20 protein-coding genes are annotated in these 20,774 nt (G+C 57.2%); 12 read left to right on the top strand and 8 right to left on the bottom strand.

Going from position 1 to position 20,774, the window contains the following annotated elements; all coding sequences use genetic code 11:
* The first annotated feature begins 47 nt into the window (after positions 1-47).
* Complete coding sequence (locus tag ROI90_RS10655; protein ID WP_315998329.1) at positions 48-671, top strand: hypothetical protein; 624 nt, start codon at positions 48-50, stop codon at positions 669-671.
* Positions 672-684: 13 nt separating this feature from the next.
* Here ROI90_RS10655 and ROI90_RS10660 read toward each other — a convergent pair whose 3' ends face one another.
* The gene (locus ROI90_RS10660; RefSeq protein ID WP_315998330.1) at positions 685-1,377 is read right to left on the bottom strand and encodes an SGNH/GDSL hydrolase family protein; all 693 of its coding nucleotides are present in this window, start codon (positions 1,375-1,377) and stop codon (positions 685-687) included.
* 319 nt (positions 1,378-1,696) lie between these two features.
* On the opposite strand from ROI90_RS10660, the gene ROI90_RS10665 reads away from it, so the two are divergent.
* The 3 genes from ROI90_RS10665 (at position 1,697) to ROI90_RS10675 (ending at position 4,745) form a co-directional block, all read left to right on the top strand.
* Entirely contained in the window at positions 1,697-3,190 is a 1,494-nt protein-coding gene (locus ROI90_RS10665) for an alpha/beta hydrolase family protein (RefSeq protein WP_315998331.1), read from the top strand.
* Between the two features lie 111 nt (positions 3,191-3,301).
* Positions 3,302-3,910: a hypothetical protein gene (locus tag ROI90_RS10670; protein ID WP_315998332.1), complete on the top strand. Its 609-nt coding sequence runs from the start codon at positions 3,302-3,304 to the stop codon at positions 3,908-3,910.
* Positions 3,911-3,998: 88 nt separating this feature from the next.
* Positions 3,999-4,745: a copper resistance protein NlpE N-terminal domain-containing protein gene (locus ROI90_RS10675; RefSeq protein WP_315998333.1), complete on the top strand. Its 747-nt coding sequence runs from the start codon at positions 3,999-4,001 to the stop codon at positions 4,743-4,745.
* Positions 4,746-4,824: 79 nt separating this feature from the next.
* Here the strand turns inward: ROI90_RS10675 and ROI90_RS10680 are convergent, their stop codons facing one another.
* Positions 4,825-6,117, bottom strand: coding sequence for an MFS transporter (locus ROI90_RS10680; RefSeq protein WP_315998334.1), 1,293 nt, complete (start codon positions 6,115-6,117; stop codon positions 4,825-4,827).
* Positions 6,118-6,341: 224 nt separating this feature from the next.
* On the opposite strand from ROI90_RS10680, the gene ROI90_RS10685 reads away from it, so the two are divergent.
* From ROI90_RS10685 to nth, 5 genes are all read left to right on the top strand, one after another.
* On the top strand, positions 6,342-6,764 hold the full coding sequence (locus ROI90_RS10685) for a hypothetical protein (RefSeq protein WP_315998335.1): 423 nt from the start codon (positions 6,342-6,344) through the stop codon (positions 6,762-6,764).
* Between the two features lie 37 nt (positions 6,765-6,801).
* Positions 6,802-7,386 carry a DUF6799 domain-containing protein gene (locus ROI90_RS10690; protein ID WP_315998336.1) on the top strand — a complete coding sequence of 195 codons (585 nt, stop codon included), beginning with the start codon at positions 6,802-6,804 and terminating at the stop codon, positions 7,384-7,386.
* Positions 7,387-7,707: 321 nt separating this feature from the next.
* Entirely contained in the window at positions 7,708-8,343 is a 636-nt protein-coding gene (locus tag ROI90_RS10695) for an RNA polymerase sigma factor (protein WP_125431922.1), read from the top strand.
* A complete protein-coding gene (locus ROI90_RS10700) occupies positions 8,282-8,512 on the top strand; it encodes an anti-sigma factor (protein WP_315998337.1) in 231 nt (76 codons plus the stop codon). The genes ROI90_RS10695 and ROI90_RS10700 overlap by 62 nt, the downstream gene beginning before the upstream one ends.
* A 107-nt stretch (positions 8,513-8,619) precedes the next feature.
* Positions 8,620-9,339, top strand: coding sequence for an endonuclease III (gene nth / locus ROI90_RS10705; protein WP_315998338.1), 720 nt, complete (start codon positions 8,620-8,622; stop codon positions 9,337-9,339).
* 33 nt (positions 9,340-9,372) lie between these two features.
* Here the strand turns inward: nth and ROI90_RS10710 are convergent, their stop codons facing one another.
* A complete protein-coding gene (locus tag ROI90_RS10710; RefSeq protein ID WP_315998339.1) occupies positions 9,373-10,596 on the bottom strand; it encodes a glycosyltransferase family 4 protein in 1,224 nt (407 codons plus the stop codon).
* A 71-nt stretch (positions 10,597-10,667) separates the two neighbouring features.
* Positions 10,668-11,675, bottom strand: a complete 1,008-nt coding sequence (gene gldB, locus ROI90_RS10715) for a gliding motility lipoprotein GldB (RefSeq protein ID WP_315998340.1) — start codon at positions 11,673-11,675, stop codon at positions 10,668-10,670.
* Between the two features lie 109 nt (positions 11,676-11,784).
* Here gldB and ROI90_RS10720 point away from each other — a divergent pair, with 109 nt between their 5' ends.
* Together ROI90_RS10720 and ROI90_RS10725 are read left to right on the top strand one after the other, a co-directional pair.
* Positions 11,785-12,456, top strand: a complete 672-nt coding sequence (locus ROI90_RS10720) for a porin family protein (RefSeq protein WP_315998341.1) — start codon at positions 11,785-11,787, stop codon at positions 12,454-12,456.
* Positions 12,457-12,813: 357 nt separating this feature from the next.
* The gene (locus ROI90_RS10725; protein ID WP_315998342.1) at positions 12,814-13,539 is read left to right on the top strand and encodes a LytR/AlgR family response regulator transcription factor; all 726 of its coding nucleotides are present in this window, start codon (positions 12,814-12,816) and stop codon (positions 13,537-13,539) included.
* A 7-nt stretch (positions 13,540-13,546) separates the two neighbouring features.
* Here the strand turns inward: ROI90_RS10725 and ROI90_RS10730 are convergent, their stop codons facing one another.
* The 4 genes from ROI90_RS10730 to ROI90_RS10745 form a co-directional block, all read right to left on the bottom strand.
* Positions 13,547-15,871 (bottom strand): hybrid sensor histidine kinase/response regulator, encoded by a 2,325-nt coding sequence (locus ROI90_RS10730; RefSeq protein ID WP_315998343.1) that lies wholly within the window; start codon positions 15,869-15,871, stop codon positions 13,547-13,549.
* 231 nt (positions 15,872-16,102) lie between these two features.
* Complete coding sequence (locus ROI90_RS10735; RefSeq protein ID WP_315998344.1) at positions 16,103-17,710, bottom strand: Rne/Rng family ribonuclease; 1,608 nt, start codon at positions 17,708-17,710, stop codon at positions 16,103-16,105.
* A 412-nt stretch (positions 17,711-18,122) separates the two neighbouring features.
* Positions 18,123-19,043: a tetratricopeptide repeat protein gene (locus ROI90_RS10740; protein ID WP_315998345.1), complete on the bottom strand. Its 921-nt coding sequence runs from the start codon at positions 19,041-19,043 to the stop codon at positions 18,123-18,125.
* Between the two features lie 84 nt (positions 19,044-19,127).
* Entirely contained in the window at positions 19,128-19,430 is a 303-nt protein-coding gene (locus ROI90_RS10745; RefSeq protein WP_110979047.1) for an HU family DNA-binding protein, read from the bottom strand.
* A gap of 200 nt (positions 19,431-19,630) precedes the next feature.
* On the opposite strand from ROI90_RS10745, the gene mutY reads away from it, so the two are divergent.
* Entirely contained in the window at positions 19,631-20,722 is a 1,092-nt protein-coding gene (mutY, locus tag ROI90_RS10750; RefSeq protein WP_315998346.1) for an A/G-specific adenine glycosylase, read from the top strand.
* Positions 20,723-20,774: the final 52 nt, after the last annotated feature.

Consider the following 20,774-nt stretch of genomic DNA (forward strand, 5'->3'; position numbering starts at 1 on the left):
GTATCATGGCGGGGCTACAGCACCGCTCCACCTCTCCTTGCTTTTGGATGAAAAAACGCCCCACTGTTCCTGCCTCACTATTATTGTTGCTGCTCAGCGGCTTTCTAGCTGTAACTGCCTGCCAAAAGAAAGCCAAGCCGACGGAGCAAACCCAGGTTCTGCCACAACGCCCAACGGAGTCTGTTTCGTCGGCCGAATCTGTTGCATCACCTGCCACTACCTACCCAATGGCGGCCGACCCAGTCGAAGCCGTCGTAACGGCCATCCGCCAGGAGTTTGCCCGCATCAACGCCGCGCCGCTGGACAGCTTGACAAAGCCGTTCCGCTGCGACACCGACGGCACCGTAACCTTCTATTCAGCCCAGGGGCGGGTGGTTAAAGTGGTTATTGACTGGGGCTTTTTGGGTGACGGCACCACTACTTCTGAGTACTATTACCAGAATAACAAGCTGATATTCTTCTACGAAACCTATACCGGTGGGCCAGCCGGGCTGCCAGAAACGACCAACGACGAAAGGATATACGTTCGGAATGACAAGGCCATCCGTTTCCTGAAAAACCACCGGGAAGCGCCCTGCTCACCCTGTACATTTGCCCGCACCTCGCGTCCCTACCGAATCCTGAATACCTTCAACGGCGGCGACGTAGAAGCGGCCCTCTGCCAGCAATAAGTAGCCGGCTCCCTTACTTTTTCAACCGTTTCCCTACTATCCGCGTCCAGACCGCATAGCCGGCGGGGGTCATGTGCAGGCTGTCGGAAACGTAGAACGGCGGCTGGGGCTTGCCATTTGGGCCTAGCAGCGGCGTAGCGGTATCCACGTAGCGCAGGTGCCTGGGGTGCTGCTCAATGTAGGCCCGAATGAGTTGGTTGGCTTCCTGCACTTTGGGGTAGAGCATCCAGCGCGAAGGGCTGGGCTTGATAGCCAGAAACACCAGCGGCACCTTGGGCAGCTTCTGCTGCATCAGCTTCTCAAAAGCCAAAAATGACTGAAACACCTCCTGAGGCGTAGCGCCGGAGCCGATGTCGTTGTCGCCCTCGTAGAGTATCACCTGCCGGGGGTGGTAGGCTACCACCAGCCTATCAAAGTAGTAGAGGGCATCGGGGAAGCGGGAGCCGCCGAAACCCCGGTTGAGCACCGGCCGATTGGCAAAATCCTGCTGTAGGGTTTCCCATTTCCGAATAGACGAGCTGCCGTAAAATAAAATGGGGTGCTTGGGTGGAGGTGTAAGGCTATCCTGACGGGCAAAGGCGCGTAACTCCTCGGTCCACTGGGCGGGGTTGGTAGGTGGAGCCTGAGCGGCGGCCATCTGCGCCGTAGCGGCCAATGCCAGGCCCGTAACTACTGAGAAAAACCGACGAAAAGAACGTGAAATCATAGCGGAAGTAAGCAGAACAATACTCTCCCGCCCGGCACAGCCGGTGGGCAAACGGAGGAAAGTCGGAAACTAGCTCCGGTGGTTGCTCCTGCCTATACTCCGGCTTGCGCGGGTGGCTGCCACCAAACATAGCAGCCATTTAATACTTTATCCATGGTTCTTGACCGGCGGATTACAAAGTTTTTTCGGCTTTTCCGGCGGCTATTCCCCGTTCTGCCCGCACTTGCGAAACCCAGGCTGGCATGTGTGCGTCAAGTTTGATATTTTCAGACGTATGTTGCCCTGGCGACAGTAAAATACCCTTCTCGTTTTTCACTTTATGAAGAAACTCCTACCCGTATTTCTTCTGCTCGGACTGCTACTATGGCTGATTCCTGGAGCAGTGCTGGCCGGTGATTCTCCCGCTCCGCTGAACGGCCAGTGGAAGGGGCCGCTGAAAGTACCTGGCGGTCAGCTTACGCTCATCATCACAGTGGTTCCGCTTTCCAACGGCACGTACTACGCCGCCCTCGATGCCCCCCAGCAGCGCATCAGCCGCATGCCGGCCGAAGTAGCCCTGAAGGGCACTGACATCACCATTAGCATACCGCAGGCTGGCAGCAAGTTTGTAGGCAAGGTGAAAGATGGTGGGGCCACGTTTCAGGGCACCTGGACGCAGCCCGGCCTCACCACCCCGCTCACGCTGAGCCGCATGAAGCCTACGGCCCAGCCCGTAGCTGCCAGCAAGCCCCGCCTGACTCCGCCTTACCGGGAGGAGGAAGTTAAATTTCTGAACACGAAAGCCGACCTGGCCCTGGCCGGCACGCTGACCATTCCGGCGGGCCCCGGCCCCTTCCCGGCGGTGGTACTCCTCTCCGACAACGGCCCCCAGAGCCGCGACGTGGAGCAGCAGGACTACCGCATGTTTGGCTCCTTGGCCGACTACCTCACCCGCCGGGGCATTGCCGTGCTGCGCTTTGATGACCGGGGTGTGGGCAAATCCCAGGGCAACCACTTCTCCACCACTACCGTGGATTTGGTGACGGACGCCCAGGCCGCCATGGTATACCTGCGGGCCAAACCCCTCATCGACCAGCGCTATATTGGACTGGTGGGCCACGGCGAAGGAGCCAACGTGGCCCTGCTGGCCGCCGCCGAACAGCAACCTGCCACCCCGGCTTTTGTGGTGTCGTTATCGGGCTACGGCGTGCCGGGCCGCGACGTGATTATGCGCCAGCAGCTGGAGATTATGCGCCTCATCGGCTCCAATCCGGCCCAGGTGAAAGCCGCCCTGGAGCTGCACAAGGAAATGGTAGACATCATCCGGCAGACCCCCAACGACAACCAGGCCCGGGGCAAAGTGGCCGCTACCCTGCGCTTCAACAACACCGATATGGACCCCCACATGGCCCGGGCGCGCGCCGTGCAGCTGACCTCACCCTGGTCGCGCTACTTCTTGGATTTCGACCCCACCCGCAGCCTAGCCGACGTGAAATGCCCGGTACTGCTGCTGGGTGGCTCCAATGATTTGCAGGTGGACTCACAGCAGAACATGGCTCCGCTTAAGCAGGGGCTGAAAAACGCCAAGGTGAAATCGACGAAGCTGGCGGGCCTCAACCATTGGTACCAGCCCGAAATGAAGGACTGGCCGGTGGTGAACGGGGAGCAGCAGCCGGTATTCTCGCCCAAAGCCCTGGACACCATGCGTGAATGGATATTCGCTAGCACGGAGCGGCCCCAGCCAGCGCCCTCCACCGGCAACACCGCTGATAAACCCTCAGCCCCCGCTAAAACGGCTAAAAAGGCTCCCAAATCGGCCCAGGCCAGCCGCTAGAAAGTACTTACCCCAACAAGCACCAGGAGCCTTAGCTTCTGGTGCTTTTTTGTAGCCTGACTGAGCCTCCTGCGGAACCCACCGGGTTACTCGCGTCGTTTATAGCAGCCCATGCCTTCCCTCCGCGCCGACTTACACGATTTGCTGACGTTTGAAATGCTCAGCCGGCATACGCTCGATATTCTGCGGCACAAGTATAGGGTGAGTGAGGGGGAGTTGTTTTCGGCGCTGATGCAGGTGCTACGGGAACAGCGGGCCAATACCGGGCCGCCGCTGCCCCCATCCAAACCCGGCGCGTTGGTGTGCGGACCTGATGAGCACATTTGCCGGCATTGCGGGGAGATTTTCCCGAAGCCGGCCGCCATGAAGCACCTCTGGCAGGCCCACGACTTAGTAGTGCGCCGCAACCCGGAAGCTCATTATACCACTGATGTCCGGCTGGCGGCGCTGTACCGGGAGGCCACGGCCGCCGGCACCGATTTGCGGTTGGTAATTTCGGCCTGGGAGGCTATGCTGAATGTAGAACGGCGCTATACCCCCATCCGGGCGGCGCACCAGCGGCGCTACCTGGTGCGGCGGCGCGGCTATACCATTCTGGTGGTGGGCAGCACTGCCCTCAACGGCCAGTATCAGCGCCACGACCTTAACCAGGACAGCCAGCGCCAAGGCTTTGTGCGTTGTTTGCGGGGCACGTTCGTGCTGGTACCCATGCGGGCCTGAGGAAGTAGTGCTTCAGCCGGGCCGGGTGTATCCAACCTCAGCGGCTTGCGTAGCAGGAAGTATTCACTCTCGTTTACCCTCCTCCGCTATGCCCCGTTACGTTTTCGCCGCTTCCGCCCTGCTTCTCCTAGCCGCCTGCCAGGGCCGGGAGCAGCCTTTCGGCACCGGCTCCCAAAATTCTGCTCCCGACAAAGACGCCGGAGCCGCCACCCTGCAGTTGGCCGGCGTGTACGCCGATACAGTGCCCTGCAACGACTGCCAGGGCATTGCCACCCGCCTCACCCTCAAGCCCGACAGCCTGTATGAGCTGCAGGAACTCTACTTGGGCCGCACCTCCCCCGTAAACTACCGCCGTGGCCCTTGGCGGGTACGGGGCCAGGTTGTAACCCTGGAGCCCAGCGGCAACGACCCCGTGCGGCGCTACCAGGTGGCCGGCAGCCGCACGCTGCAGCTTCTGGATGCCAATGGGGAGCCCCTGCCCACCTTCGGGCTGCGCTACCGCTCCGATGGTAACTTGAGCGAAGCCGGTACCCGCCGGGAGTTCACTGGTAAATACACCTACATGGCCGATGCGGCGGTGTTTGAGGAATGCGGCTCCGGTAAACGGTACGCGGTAGCTTTGGCCGGGGGCGTAACCGCCGACTTAGAGAAACGCTACACCGACACGCGCAAAACAGCGGGCCAGCCCGTATTTGCCCGCGTGCAGGGCGAATTGCAGCAGCAGGCCGGTACCAACGGCCAGGCCCCTACCCAAGCCCTGGTCATCAGCCAGATTTTGGAAATGAAGCCTGACCCCATCTGCCCCCAGGCACAAAAACAAGCCTTCCAGCAGTAAGAAGCTACTTTGCGGCACCAAGCAAAAGGCCCGGGCGGAAATTCCGCCCGGGCCTTTTGCTTGGGTTTTGATGCTTGCACTACGCGGGCTTTTTTTCCGGGGTCATATCCAGTTGACGCAGCTTATCGGCTTTCAGCGCGGTTATGCCCACTACCACAATGGTCATGATACCGCCGAATACGACCGAGGCCGTGGTGCCCAGCCACTTGGCCATAGCCCCCGACTCAAACGCCCCAATTTCGTTGCTGGAGCCAATGAAGATGTTGTTGACGGCTGACACCCGACCTTTCATGTAGTCGGGGGTGAACGTCTGGAGCAGAGTGGCGCGCACAATCACCGATACTGAGTCGAATACCCCCGTCAGGAACAGCAGGCCCAACGACAAGTAGAAATTGCGCGACAGGGCAAACCCGATGGTAGCCAGCCCGAAGCCGGCTACGGCCCAGAGTAACTTGCGCCCGGCGTGGCGCCGCAGCGGGAAATATGTGAGCAGCAATGCCATCAGTACCGAGCCTACTGCCGGGGCCGCTTCCAGGTGGCCCAGCCCCGAGGCTCCCACTTTCAGAATCTTCTCCGCGAATACCGGCAGCAGCGCCACCGCCCCACCAAACAGCACCGCAAATAAATCCAGGGACAGCGCCGCCAGCACCAATTGGTTGCCGAATATAAACCGCAGGCCGCTACTCAGGCTTTCCACAAAATCGGGGGCGGGCGCACCTTCCCGGGTTGGTAGCGGGTGCGAGGTCAGGCTGATAAACAGCCCCAGGGAAACTATCAATAGCCCGGTAGCTACAGTGTAGGCGTTGGCCACGCCCAAGTGCGCAATCAGGTAGCCCCCAATAACCGGCCCTATCACTGAGGAGCCCTGCCAGGTAGTGCTGTTCCAGGTAATGGCATTGGCTAGCTTATCACGGTCGGGTAGCAGCTGGGGCATGTAGGCAAACAAAGCGGGCCCCAGAAATCCACGAGCAATACCACTCACAAAAATCACGGCGTAAATCGGCAGTGTGCCCATTTGCCCGATATCCAGCACCCGCTTCTCTACTCCCCAGGCCAGCCCGGATAACACCACGGCGCACAGCAGCAGCAGGGTCACGGCCGCTACTACAATATTCTTGCGCTTCATCGAGTCGGCTACGTGGCCTGCGTACAAGGACACGGCAATGCTGGGAATGGCTTCCGTGAGGCCAATCAGGCCCAGTGCCCAGGGGTCGTCGGTGAGTTTGAACAGCTGCCAGCTCACCACCAGCCCCTGAATGCGGGTGGCCATCACAAAACTGGCCCGGGCCCCGATGAACCGCCGGAAATCGGGGATGCGCAGCGCGGCGTACGGGTCGTGGCCCGGCGTAGCGGGGGAAGCGGGAGCAGTCATGGCGCGGCGGGCCGGGAAGGAAACGGCCCGGCAAAGGTAGCGTGCCCCTGTTGCCGCGAAGCTCGGCCATGTCGTTTTTATCAGTTTGAGGCAACTCATTGCCCATCCTGCCAAGCCGCTTGCAGGGGTTTTTCGTATGCAGATACCTGACCATCCTGGGCAAGATGTTTATGTGCTGGCCCAAGCTCCTTGCCGCGCTTCCTGCTCTTTGTTCCTGCTCACGTATGAAGCCACCCTCCACTTCAGCTCTGCCCTCTTTCCTATCGTTGCAGGTGCGCCCAGAGCTGGCCGTGGCCATCATTCGGTGGTTGCGGCCCGTATCAGCCGCCGAGTTGCAGCAGGGTTACCAGCTACTGCTGCAACAGGCCCAAACCGGGCACTACTGGTTGGTTGACCTACGCCAGCGCGGCCCGGCCAGCGAGGATGATACCCATTGGGTACTCACCCAATTTATTGGGAGCCTGGCCCGGCAAACGGGCCAACGCGTGTACCTGGCTTTTTTGGTAGCCGCCGGACAGTTGCATGCGGACGAGCAGCAGTCCGGCTCCCCTATGGTTCAGAACGAGCAGGCTCACGTCCGGCTGTTCGGGGAGGAAGCACCCGCCCTTCACTGGCTGGCCAGCCGCCGCCAGCATCATAGCGCTTAAACACTGCCTATCTCTCACTTTTCCATACCTCAGTTATATGCTCCGCACCCCTTTACCCGTATCCGTATTGCTGCTCAGTGGCCTGTTTGCTTGTGCAGCCTTCTCCTCGGCACATGCCCAAACCCAGCCCACCGCCACTGCGCAACCAGCAGCCCAATTGAAGGATGGCGCCTTCCGGCGTGAGGGCAAAACGTTCCGGCTGCAAGCTGGGCAGGTGTTTACCCTCACGGCACCCGTGCGCTTTGCCAACGGCCTCACCTTGCGCCCCGATGGTATCATGGTAAGCAAAAACGGTAACCGCCAACTGCTGGAAAACGGCAAAGCCATTAACATGCAGGGCGACGTGGTGCTGTACCGCGACGATATGATGACCCCCGAAGCCATTACTCGCCACGATGAGCAAACTACCGGTGCAGCCGGAACTACTACCATAACCATTCCGGCGGCCGTAAACCTCTCCGCTCTTAGCGCGGAGCTGCAACGCACTGCCCAGCGTTTCGAGCAGTTACGGCAGCTCAGTCAGCTGCTTAACCAGCGCACCAGTGCCGCCGCCGCCGGTACCACCCCTCCCCCCGCCCTGGAAAGCCAGATCCGGGAGCTGAGCCAACAGCTGCGCCCATAATGCACGGTTCTTGCATAGCCTCTGCTACAGGTAGTTGACTATCTGGCAATTTGCCCAAAAGCCTGTTTTCCACGCCAGCAACGTGGTTGCGCTGGGCTTAACTGGACGCAATGCAGTATATAGAATTCCGTATGCCTGATATTAAGGTTTAGGGTCTTCGAAAATAATTTTGGCATTTGCACGTGGTACCCGTTGTGTTTGGCGCGGCGGTTCTCTACATTTGGTTTTAGCGGCATCTTCACGCATCCTTCATTCAGGTTTTCACTGGCAACTGCATTCTATGGCCTAAAGCTCTACGTCCCCTTTACTTTCGTAGTGTTTATGGAAACCATGCAGCCGAGCGACTCCGCTCTCATCTCGCGCTATATTGCCGGCCAGGAAGATGCCTTTGCTCAGTTACTTGAGCGGCACAAGGCCCGCGTATTTACCACTATCATGCTCATTGTTCGCGACGAAGACGTGGCGGAAGATTTGCTGCAGGATACATTTATCAAGGCCGTCCACACTATGAAGAGTGGGCGCTACAACGAAGAGGGGAAATTTTCATCGTGGATTTGCCGGATTGCGCATAATTTAGCCATTGACTGCTTCCGCCGCGAAAAACGGAGTCCTTTGTTGAACCTTGACACAACAAGTCATGCGTTCAACTCGTTGTCGTTGGCAGAAGAAGGGGCTGAAGCGGCGCTTACCCGGGAAGAAACCCACGCGCGGCTTCGGGAACTGATTCAGGAGCTGCCCGCGGCGCAGAAGGAAGTCCTGATCATGCGCCATTACGGCGACATGAGTTTTCAGGAAATAGCCGATGCAACGGGGGTCAGCATTAACACTGCGCTGGGGCGTATGCGCTATGCGCTGATCAACCTGCGGAAAAAGATGGCCGCACAACCCGTTTTCTATGATCAAAACCTTTACCCACGAGACGCTGCTCCGGTACGTGTACAACGAATTGCCAGCTAAGGAGCACCAACAAGTAGAACATGCCCTCTTGCACGATGCCGAATTAGCGGCCTCCTGCGCCGATTTGCTACTGGCCCAGCGCGCCCTCAACGACTTGCGCCGCGCCCCCAGCAAGCGCACCACCGACTCCATCCTGCAGTATTCCCGCACCTTTCTGCGGAAGGAATAAGACTGGTTTCCAGTTGAAATTTACAGCGCCGCGAAGTTACTGAGTAGGTAACTTCGCGGCGCTGTGCTTTTTGGTACTGCCATAGTTGCTGTTAGTTGCCTTTAGCCATGCGTAAGCCCGAGCGTTACCGCCATTTCATCGAGTATTTCACCACCCATTTCCCAGAGCCCGAAACAGAGCTGCACTATGCCAACCCCTACGAGCTGATTGTGGCCGTAGTGCTCAGCGCCCAGTGCACCGATAAACGTGTGAACCAGGTGATGCCTGCCTTGGTGCAGCAGTTTCCCACACCCGAGCACCTGGCCGCCGCCTCTGCCGAGGATATTTTCCCTTTTATTCGCAGCGTATCTTATCCCAACAACAAAGCCAAGCACCTAGCCGGCCTGGGCCGGATGTTGGTGCAGGATTTCGGGGGTGAGGTACCTAGCTCTATTGAGGAGTTACAGCGCTTGCCCGGTGTCGGCCGCAAAACGGCCAACGTGGTGGTATCAGTCATTTACAACCAACCAGCCATGGCCGTGGATACGCATGTATTCCGGGTGTCGCACAGGTTGGGGCTGGTGAGCAAAACGGCTACCACCCCTCTGGCCGTGGAAAAAGAGTTGGTTCGCTATACCCCTACTGACCTGATTCCGAAAGCGCACCACTGGCTGATCCTGCATGGGCGTTACATCTGCGTGGCCCGCACGCCCAAGTGCGCTGTATGTCCACTCACAAGTTGGTGCAAATACTACGCTGAGCTAGAAAGTAAAAACTCGCTGAAGACAGCAAAACCTGCCAAAACTGCCTCAATATCAATCTATAATAACCCAAGTAGTACAACTTAGTATAAAAGTAGTACTCCTGAGCTCATAAGTTCCCTACTGTCCTTTAGCCGCGCTCTGCAAAATTTGCTGCATGCGGGCTCCTATCAGTTGCCGGTCAAATTCTAGCCGGGCCACTATTTTTCCTTGCTCCCCGGCGGCCAGCACCTGGGTAGAGTTTGCCAGCACCTGCGCCAGCAGTTGGGCCAGTGCGGGCGCATCACTGGCGGGTGAATACCAGCCGCAGCAGTGTTGCTCAACAAAGCGCTTCGTCCAGCCCGGGTTAGTTACCACTACCGGCGTACCAACCACCAAGCTGTCGTAGAACTTAGCGGGGGAATTGGCGTCCAGCACGGGCAGGCCCAGGAAGGGCGCCACTGATATGGTGGCTAGCCGAAACCAGGAGAATACTGCGTGACGCGGTTGCGGAGGTACTACCCGGATGAACGGGTGACGGGCAGCTGCTTGCGCCAACTGGTCATCGAAGTACCCGTGACCTATAAATACCCATGCTACATCAGGGCAGGTTGGGGCCAGCAGCACGGCCGCCTCCAGTAGCAGCGGAATATCGTTGGCCCGCCCAAAAGTACCAGCATACAGCACTACCCGCTTGCCCTGGAGTTGCCAATCCCGGCGCAAGGCCTCCACGGTTTCGTTTGTAGCCCGGGCCGCCAACTCCAAATCGGTACCGTTGAGGAGGGTAAATACCTTTTGGGAATCAAAAGACCGGGGTAGCTTTTTGCCCACGGCCTGCACATACTCCGTCATATCGGGCGAGAGAGTGACAATAGACGTTGCCTGCTTATACAGCCGGGCCTCCATCCGAAACAGTTGCTGCTGGGCCAGGCGGTTGGGCACGGCCCCCATGGCAATAGGGAAAGAGGGCCACAAATCCTGCACTTCAAATACCCAGGGCACCCGCCGCCAGCGGGCTACCTGGGCAGCAGCCCAGGCGGCTGTAAGCGGGGTGCTGATACCCCATATCACGTCGGGCCGAGCAATGCGCAGGCCTTGCCGCACGGCATAAGCGGCGTATTGGGCGAAGGCCAGACCCCGCCGGGCTACGCCCATGCGATTTTCGTAGGGCACATCGGCCGCGTGCAGCTCCACTCCCTCGGGCACCCAGGCAAACTCCTGGGTAAGGCGCTGCCGCTCCCAGGTGCGGGTGGTGATGAGTGTTACGTGGTGGTGCCGGGCCAGCTGCGCCAACAACGAATAGTGCCGGCTGGTAGCCGGACAATCGGGGTTGGTGTGGTACTGGCTAAAGACGGCTATGTGCATCTGGTTACGTTAAAAATCACCGCCCCAAATTCTACTACCCTACAAACCGCCCGCAACCCTGCATTCACTTTCTAACTCACCCGACCCCGATTCACCTTGGGGCGGTAGCGTGACTCATTGAGGATACGCTGGGTGTTTTTCTCGGCCATCAACTGTTTCAGCGTCACGTTGGGGTGCTCGTTCATGTACTTGCGCACAATCTGCCAGCCCACCCAGGCCCCTACCCGGCCGGGGCAGGTTTTGTCGATTTCCGGGATATTGGGCCGCTCCCCAATGTATTTCTGGATGGTAAAGGGAGCAGTGGTATAGAGCAGCTTCTTCTCGATGAAATGCGCCCATATTTTGCCCTCGTTGAAGTACACTCCCGCCATTTCCTTGTCAGAATAGCCCATCAGCAGGGAGTCGGCGGTGCAGGGTAGTACTTTTTCGGCGAAGTACAGTGCCTTACCAAACTGCACCATTTCGCCGAGCATGGTTTGGTTGGTGAGTTGTTTCTGGTTGTATTTGCTGCTGATGGCCAGGGCCACCGTGGGTACCAGGTGCTCGGGTGTGTAGCGCCGCAGAATATAGCCCGGCACGTTGGGCCGGTACGCAGCCTTAGGCCCCACAAAGAAGTCGGTACTGAGCACCATTAGGCTGTCGTTTACAAACACATCCTGACTGAGCCCGCTCACGAACGTTTTGACGGGCGGCACCCGAAAATCGGGGAAATTGTACCGGATATACTGAAACATAGGCTTCAGCTGTTTCTCCAGCGCCGGCGTAGTGAAAGTGCTATCGGCCTGAGCGCCGAGTTTTTGCAGCCCCACATTAGTAGCCAGGCGCGCCAGCGTGGTAGCCAGCCCCGGAGGCGGATACTGCCCGCTTTGCAAAAAATGCCGGGCAAACAATGGGTGCTGCTGCACAAACTGCCCCGCATCGGCCGGGGATTTAATCTGGAAAAAAGGCTTTTCCAGGCGCTCCAACTGCACCGGCGCGGTCACCTTGGCCACGTCGGGGTTCATTTCGCAGCTTTCCTGGCCTTGGCTGCAGGCCAGCAGGGTGATGGAGGCTACCACCAAGGCTGCCAGGGTACGCAAACGGACAGGAATATGCATCACGCTTCTATCTTTGGGGTGAAATTAGCCAAAACCAAACGGCCAGCGGCCGTAGCTTCGTGTTTCTCATCACCGTAATTCTGCAGCTGTTATGAAAAAAGCCCTGCTTGCCCTCGTTTTCAGCGCTGCCACCATTGGGGCGGTATCGGCGCAGGTTGAAATCGGTTTGAAGGTTTCGCCCTCTGTCACCCACCTGCGCACCGATTCGCCTAGTGCGTACGGTTTCGAAAACCAGCAGTCCAAGGTGGGCATTGGCGGTGGTATTATCGTCGATTATTTTTTTGGCCAGAACTACGCCTTTGGCACCGGCCTGGAACTGACGGGCAAAGGCGGTACCATCAGCTACTTCGACCCAGCCCGCAATGCCCGCATTGAACAGAAAATTGGTCTGCAGTACCTGCAGGTGCCACTTACGGTAAAGCTATTCACCAACGATATTGCTACCGATACCAAGCTGTATTTCCAGCTGGGCGGCACCCTGAATGCTGCCATTGCCGGCCGCATCAACGGCGAAAAACGATACGTTGACCCCACTACTACCCAGGAAACCAAGGCGGCCAAGCACGTAATCATTCCGGATGCGGGCTTGCGTGGGGCTTTCGGAGTAGAGTACCAGCTTGGCCAGAGCACGAAGGTGCTGCTGGGCCTTAGCTACAACCGGGGGTTGTTCAACATCGACAATTACTTTGAGGATGAGCGAGGCTTCAAGGATGTGGAGCTCAAGAACAGCGAGTTTGCGCTGGATTTGGGTCTCAAATTCTAGCTCTCGGATTTCCGCACGCCAACGCCCGCAACGCCTTCTGGCGTTGCGGGCGTTGGCGTTCTATGCAGAAACAGGCTTAGTAATGTGCTGGCTACTTACGTGCCAGGTACTTGCTGGCGGTGGCAGATAGGCTCTGGAATACCAGGGACAGTACGTTATTGTGCAGTATCCGTCCACTGCCAACAGCTATGCACAAACGGCTTACTACTTTGTTGGGCGAGGATTCTGCCTGTTTTAACTGATTTTGGGGCGCCGGCCGGAGCTACTTTATTTACTCACCTATACCTTGCGCTATCAAATCTGCAACGTTCCGCGCTCTGCAGAGAATTGTTGTATTTTCTGCCTTCCTCGCCTGCTATGCCCGCTTCATTTACCTGTGTTATCGTTGATGACAACGAAATCAACCGGCTGACGCTGGAGCATATGGTGGAGTTGACTCCGGAGCTTACATTAATGGCTTCTTTGGCTGGCAGCCTGGAGGCGCTGCAGTACTTCCGTCAGGGAGGGCAGGCCGATTTACTGCTGTTGGATATTGAAATGCCTCACCTCACGGGTCTGGAGCTAGCCCGCTTACTGCCGCAGCCAGCCCCGGCGGTTATCATGGTTACCACGCACCGGGATTTTGCCGTAGATGCCTTTGAACTACAGGTCGTCGACTACCTGGTCAAGCCAGTTGATCTGCCTCGTTTCACCCAGGCCGTCACCAGAGCCCTGGACCGCCACCAGTTGCAGGTAGCCGCCGTGGCTCCTGCACCCGTAATTGACACGCCAAGCTCAGAGCTTTTTATCAAGGTAGGCACCAAAATGCTGCGCCTTGATTTCAATGAGGTGCTGTTCATTGAGGCCATGTCCACGTATTCCATTTTGGTCACAGGTACGCAAAAGCACATCGTATATATGACCCTCAAGGCCCTCACCGACCGGTTGCCCTTTGCGCATTTTGTGCGGGCCCACCGGAGCTACATCGTCAATACTCAGCGCATTGATGCCATTGAGGATAACATGTTGCAACTGGGTAAGTACGAGGTGCCCATTGGCAAATCCTATCAGGAGGAATTTTACCGCCAGATACGCGGCCTGTAACGGCGAGTTACTCCTGCGGCAACTCGCGGGGAAGCTCCTGCAAGGCGCGTTTTACCTGGGAAACCACCCGGGCCACCGCCTCATGAGCCGGCACCTGCTCGGAGCCGACTGCCGGAACGTGCTGCTCCAGCTGCTGCATGGCCCCGGCTACCTCCCGCACCCCTAACGACTCAATACCCGGTTTGATGTGGTGAATGATGGCCGCCACCTGCTGCCAGTCGCCAGCAATGGCGGCGGCTTCCAGCTGCGAGAGGCTGGCCGGAACGTTGCTTAGGAAGGAGCGAATAATTTTGAGCACGAAGGCTTCGCGGCCGTGCGATAAAGCCCGCAGCTTGGTAAGGTCGTAGCTGTTTGTTGCCGGCGCCGCCGTGGGCATTAATTTCTCCAATACCTGGTATAGCTCCGCCTCCTCAAACGGTTTAGTCAGGCACTCATTCATCCCCGCAGCCAGGTACTTGGCACTGTCGGCCCGGAAGGCATTAGCCGTGAGGGCCAAGATGGGTACGTTGGCTTTAGCGGCATCGGGCAGCTCCCGAATGAGGGCCGTAGCCTCCAGCCCACTCATACCCGGCATCTGAATATCCATCAGGATAACATCATAGTCGTGCTGCTGATACATGGCTACACCCTGAATCCCGTCTTCCGCCTCGTCCACCGTCACGCCCCACTCTTCCAACAGCATGCGCGCCACGTCCCGGTTCACTTCGTTGTCTTCCACCAGCAGCGCGCGGCGGCCCTGTAAAGTCCCGTTATCAAAGGCAGAGGTAGCTACCTGCGTACTGACCGGAACACTGCGCGGCAACGTGAGCTGAAACCGAAAAGTACTGCCCTGGCCTAGCTCGCTTTCTACTGCTAGGGTGCCCCCTAGTTGCTCTACTATAGCCCGCGAAATACTCAAGCCCAATCCAGTGCCACCAAACCGCCGGGTGGTGTCGGCGTAGGCTTGGGTAAAGCCCTCAAAAATGCGCTGCTGCTGCTCAACCGGAATGCCGATACCAGTATCAGTTACCGAAAACTCTACGGTAAGCGTTTCGGGCGTTTCGGTTAGCTGCTGGCCTACCACGGTGATATGCCCCCCCCGAGCCGTAAACTTCACGGCATTGGCCAGCAGGTTGATTAACACCTGGTTGATGCGGTACGGGTCGCCGAGTACCCAGGGTATAGGGCAAGATTCTTTCAGAGGTACCCCCGTTACCGTTATTCCTTTCTCAATGGCCTGGTGCACCAGCGGCTGAATAGCCTCCCCCATGGAATCACAGAGGTTGAAGGGCGTTTGCTCAAACTCCAGCTTACCGGAGGTTATTTTGGCCATGTCCAGCACATCGTTGATGATGCTGAGCAGATGCTGGCCGGAAGTCCGGATGACGCGCAGAAACTCCTGCTGACGCGCATCCAGGCGCGTTTTGCTGAGTTGGGTAGCCATACCCAGCACTCCGTTCATGGGCGTGCGGATTTCATGGCTCATGTTAGCCAGAAAGTTCTCCCGGGCCCGCACCGCCGCCTCAGCTTCGTCTTTAGCGTGATTGAGCTCCTGCTCGGCCAGGATGCGTTTGGTAATGTTGATGAGGTACAGGTTTACGTAGCTCTCCTCCGGAAACGGCATCACAAACACCGCGTAAAAACTAGTACCTACCGGAATATCTACCTGCCAGGGGGCATTTTGGGCCAAGGCCGTAGCTGCCAGCCGTTGTGCCTTGGCCAGCAGGCGGTTCTGGTCGGTTTCGCTGAGGCTGGCGTGCAGGGCACTTGCCGAGGGATTGTTATATAGTACCTGCCCCTCAGCATCAATCCGGAAAATGGGATTTGGGTTTTGGCCGGGAATGCTGGCTACCGCCCGCAACTGCTCCGTAGCCCGGTGGTACTCCGTAATATCCCGAAACCGGATCATAGTGCGGGCACGTAGGCCATTCACCTCCTGCACCGGCACGAAGTCACGCTCCAGCACCCGCCCGTCGCTTAGTTCCAGCTGTTCATTGAAAACCGGCTCACCCTTGGCGCGCAGCTCGTGCACCCGCTGCTCAAAGGCCAGCTGATCGGCGGCCATACCAAACATAACCGCCGCCATTTCCTGCCAGGGCTGCCCAATCCAGTGACTGGCCGAATGCGGCATATCCCACAGGGCACAGCACCGCTCATTCACCAACGCAATGCGCCCCTCCGGATCAATCAGGATGACGCCTTCCTGGGCCTGACTAATCAGGTGCTGGAGCCGCGTTTCCAGGGTGTATGCATCTTCTTTCACCTGCCGCAGCTCCTGCTCCAACTCCTGAATTCGCTGGTACGCTTGCGCGGCATCTGCAAACTGAGGCGGAACAGAGGGCGGAAAGGTCATAGCGTAGTAGGAGGACGACGTGCTTGCCCGCAAGTACGGATACCCTCGCTGAATGAACCGCCATTCTGGCTGAATAGTAGTTTTTTCCTGCCTAACGTCAGTTTCCCGCAACTAAAGCCGCCAAGCGAAATTTTCCATGTTTCATTCCTTGGCACAGGAAAAAGCCCGCCTTGCTCTCAGCAACGCGGGCTTTTCTTCTATCAGGAGGAGTTTTCTCGCAGAAAAAATCCGTCAGTCAGTTATTTCCAGTTCCCGGTCCTGCAACCGGCTCATGGCCGCCGCGGCCGAGTGCAGCTCGATTTCCTCGCCGTGCTCGTCCTCAATGCGGTACTCAGTGAGGCCCAGACTAGTGTCCTTCATCACCTTCACCCACTTGTAATACTTCAAGTACCATTTCATCTGCCGGCTTACCAACCCTTTGGTATAATAGGCGTGCAGGAAAGGATGCACCGAAAGCGTAATACCCGACTGGTTTTGGGCTACCAGCAGGTCGTCAATGCTGTTGTCGATTTCGTCCGTCACGAGGATGGAAGCGGAAATCTTGCCCGTGCCGCCGCAGGTGGGGCATACCTCACCGGTGACAATGGCTTCGGCCGGCCGCACGCGCTGCCGGGTAATCTGAAGCAGGCCAAACTTGGTGATGGGCAGAATGGTGTACCGGGCCTTGTCATGTTTCATGATGCTGTGCACGGTATCCTCCACCTTCTTGCGGCTCTCGCCCGACTTCATATCAATGAAGTCGACGACGATGATGCCGCCCATGTCGCGCAGCCGGAGCTGGCGGGCTACTTCTTTGGCGGCCGCGAGGTTCACGTGCAGGGCTGTGGCCTCTTGGTCGCCTTCCTGGTTGCTCTTGTTACCGGAGTTTACGTCGATAACGTGCAGAGCTTCCGTGTGTTCAATGACTAGGTAACCACCGCCGGGCACGGTTACGGTTTTGCCAAACAGCGTTTTCAGCTGTTTTTCAATACCGTGCTGCTCGAACACTTTTACCTTGCCGGTGTGCAGCTTCAGTAAGCCCAGCTTGTCGGGCGCAATCTGCTGCAGGTAGCTGCGCATTTCCTCGTACATCGGGGCCGAGTCCACGGTAATGGCATCGAACGACTCGTTGAGCATGTCGCGCAGCATGGAGGAGGTGCGGCCCAGCTCGCCCAGAATCTTGTCATTGGGTTTCCCCGCCTTCAGATTCTGAAACAGCGTGTTCCACTTCTCTACCATATTCTGCATATCACGGTCGAGTTCAGCCACCTCGCGGCCCTCGGCCACCGTGCGGATGATCACGCCAAAATTGTCGGGCTTGATGGAGGCAATGAGCCGCTTGAGCCGCTCCCGCTCCGTCTTGCTGACAATTTTCTTGGATACGCTGATGGTGTTGGAAAATGGCACCAGTACCAAGTAACGGCCAGCCATGGAAATATCCATGGACAAGCGGGGGCCCTTGGTAGAAATCGGCTCCTTGATGATTTGCACCACCAGTTGCTGGCCCTTCTTCAGGGCGTTGTCGATTTTGCCGACTTTGTCGAGCGTCCCGTCAAACTGGAAGGTTTTCAGGGGGCCGACGGGTATTTTCTGCGAGTGTACGCCTTTGCCCCACTTCACCAGGGAAGGAAAGTTTTCCCCTAGGTCGCCGTAGTGCAGAAAGGCATCTTTTTGGTACCCGATATCAATGAACGCGGCGTTCAGACCGGGCATAACTTTCTTGACCGTACCCAGGAAAATGTCACCAACCGAGTAGGCGGTGTCATTGCGGTCGAAATGATATTCGATGAGCCGCTTGTCCTGTAGCAGGGCAATCCGTTCTCCGTCCTGAGTAGAATTAATGATTAATTCGTTACTCAATGGATTAAGCGGTTAGAATAGAATCTCTGGCGGAGCCGGCTATTGAGCCTGCTTGCCCCTTGAAACCCGTAAAGGGAAGCCAGTGCACCAAGGCACTAGCTTCCCTTTCAAGCCACGGGGAAAGCAAACTTATGGCCACTCTCAGAGAACCTAAGTGAAAGATAGACGGGGCATTTTCTGGTAGAAAAAGCCCGCCAGCAAACCCCGGGAGGGCTTACTTCTTCTTGTGACGGTTCTTGCGCAGACGCTTCTTCCGCTTGTGAGTGGCAATCTTATGACGCTTTCTCTTTTTACCGCAGGGCATGTTGATGTGGGTTAAGTGGTTGAATGGTTTGTTTTGGCTAGTTTTCGGTTGCTGGTTGCCGGTTGTCAGAGAAATCTAATAACGCACAACTAGCAACTGACAACTAATTTATTGCAGCTTTTTCAGCTCATCATCCACCGAAGTAGCCAGAGCTGGGTCGGGGCTGATGCTTTTGGCTTTCAGGAAGGCTTTGCGGGCCTCGGCCTTCGCGCCGGTTTTGGCTAATGAGACGCCAAGATAAAACTGTCCGTTGATGTTTTCGGGGTTTACTTTCGCCAACTCCTGAAAACGCTCCACTGCTTTATCGAACTGCCCGCTCTGAATGGCCAGAAAACCAAGGTTATACAGGGCTTTTTCATTGCGCGGGTCGGCTGCCAATACCTCCCGAATTAGCGTGATACCCTGCACCGGATTGGTGCTGGACATATAGGCCATACCCAGGTTGGTTTTGGCGTCGAGGTTGTCGGGGTTGTTTTTCAGCACTTTCTGGTACAGCTCCTGGCACTTGGCACCCAGCAGCTTCTGGCGCTCCTCAGTAGTGGCAAAGCTATAGGCCTCAAAGTACTGATCGGCGGCCCGCTTCCAGGCCTGCTCACCAGGGCGAACCACAGCCACCTGCTCCAGGTAATACCCAGCGCTATCAAAACGCTCCACGGCCTTATACTTCTCAGCTAATTGCTGGGCCAACCGCAGCTTGGCGGTTTGGTCAGCCTCGCTGGAGAACTTGCGTACCAACGCGGTGATTTCACCGCGCTGGGCGGCCGGCACCGTCATGTGAGGCTGTTCGGCGCTTCCCTCATCGTGACTACCAATCGGGTGACCATGCTCATCCAAGCCGGTGGCACTGGTGGACGGAGCGGCCGCGCCCTGGTCACGGTTGGCCGTGCGGGCAGCAGTTTGCGTCAACGACTCTTTGCCCTCCTTGGGCTTCACAATTACCTTCGGCAACAAAAACAAACCGGCCACCAGCGCAAACGCCAGGGCCAGAACAAGAAGTTGATGCTTGGAAGATGCGGTAGTGGATGCCATCAGCGCGGGAAAAAAGCCGGCCGCCGGGTTCCCATGTCTGGGCAAGCCCGGCGGCACAGCCGGCAAACGAACAGAACAGGTTGCTTAGGCAGCCAGTTCCTTAATTTTTTTGCTGTTTTTGATCTTACCAATGAAGGTCTTTGACGGCTTGAAGCTCGGGATGAAATGCTCGTCGATGATAATCGACGTGTTTTTCGAGATGTTACGGGCTACTTTTTTCGCGCGCTTTTTGTTCACGAAAGAGCCGAATCCACGCACGTAGATGTTGTTGCCTTCGGCCATGGAATCCTTCACGACTTTGAAGAAGGCTTCTACGGTAGCCGAAACGTCTGCTTTCTCGATGCCGGTCTTGTCGGCAATTTCGGCAATTACTTCTGCTTTAGTCACGCTGGTAAGTGTACTAGGGAGTGAAAAATATTCTGACTGGCAAAAAGATGCCACTCCTCAAAACGTAAGCACTTGCCCGGTAAGAGTTTGCCTGCGTTTTGAGGGGCACAAAGGTAGTCCCCTTTTTTGGTTTTACAAACCGTTTTCCTGCAATCTGCCCGGACGTCATGGTTGCATCCAACTTATTCTTTCTCAAAACATTGAGCTCCTCTCTAACCGACTCATCCCGCTCTTGGTTTTCGACCGCCTTGCTGAATTGGTACCCGCGCCACCGCCGCGACCTGCCCTGGCGCCATACTCGTGACCCGTACGCCATCTGGCTGTCGGAGGTGATTTTGCAGCAAACCCGCGTGAAACAGGGCCTTCCCTACTACCTAGATTTCATCACAACTTACCCCACGGTGCAAGACTTGGCGGTAGCCCCGCAGGACGAGGTATTGCGCCACTGGCAGGGCTTGGGCTACTATTCCCGAGCCCGCAACATGCATCACACGGCCCAGCAGGTAGTGCAGGAGTACGGCGGGCATTTTCCTGGTTCCTATGCCGAGTTGTTGCAACTGCGCGGGGTGGGCCAGTACACGGCGGCGGCTATTGCCTCTTTCGCCTACGATGAGCAAGTAGCCGTGCTGGATGGCAATGTATTTCGGGTGCTGGCGCGGGTGTTTGGCCTCAGCCAAGACATTGCCGTGCCTGCCAGCCGCAAAGTGTTTCAGCAATTGGCCGACACTCTGATTCCGGCCGAACAGCCAGCGGAGTTCAACCAAGCTATCATGGAGTTTGGGGCCATCCAATGTACCCCCCAAAAACCCGATTGCCTATTCTGCCCCTTGCAGCAGCAGTGCTTTGCCTTTCAGCGAGGCTTGGTGCAGGAGCTGCCGGTTAAAAGCAAGGCCAAGGCCGCACGCACGCGCTACTTCCACTATCTAGTGCTGCGCTACGCCGACATGGTGTATATGCGCAAGCGGGGCCCAAAGGACATTTGGGAAGGCCTGTACGACTTTGCTCTGCACGAAACGGATGCTGCTGATTTGCCAGCCGTAGCCGTGGTGGAGGCTGTGGAAAACCTGGGGGCGCGTATGCTGACCAACCGGGTTGAAGAGCCAGTGGCCGCCCTCCGACACGTACTGAGTCATCAGAAAGTGGAGGCTAAGTTTCATCCGATCTGGTTGGAAGCACCATTGGCTGCTGAAGTCATGGAGCGCACGGGCTTGGCCCCTTATCGGGCCGCAGCTATTGAGGAGTTGCCGAAATCAATTTTAACAACTAATTATATTAGCAATATTAAGTTGTGATCAGCTAATTTATTTGGTATTCGCTGGTCGTTTTGTTATCTTTATAGAGTTG

Origin of the sequence: Hymenobacter endophyticus, from assembly GCF_032464715.1 — a bacterium.
GTDB lineage: Bacteria > Bacteroidota > Bacteroidia > Cytophagales > Hymenobacteraceae > Hymenobacter > Hymenobacter endophyticus.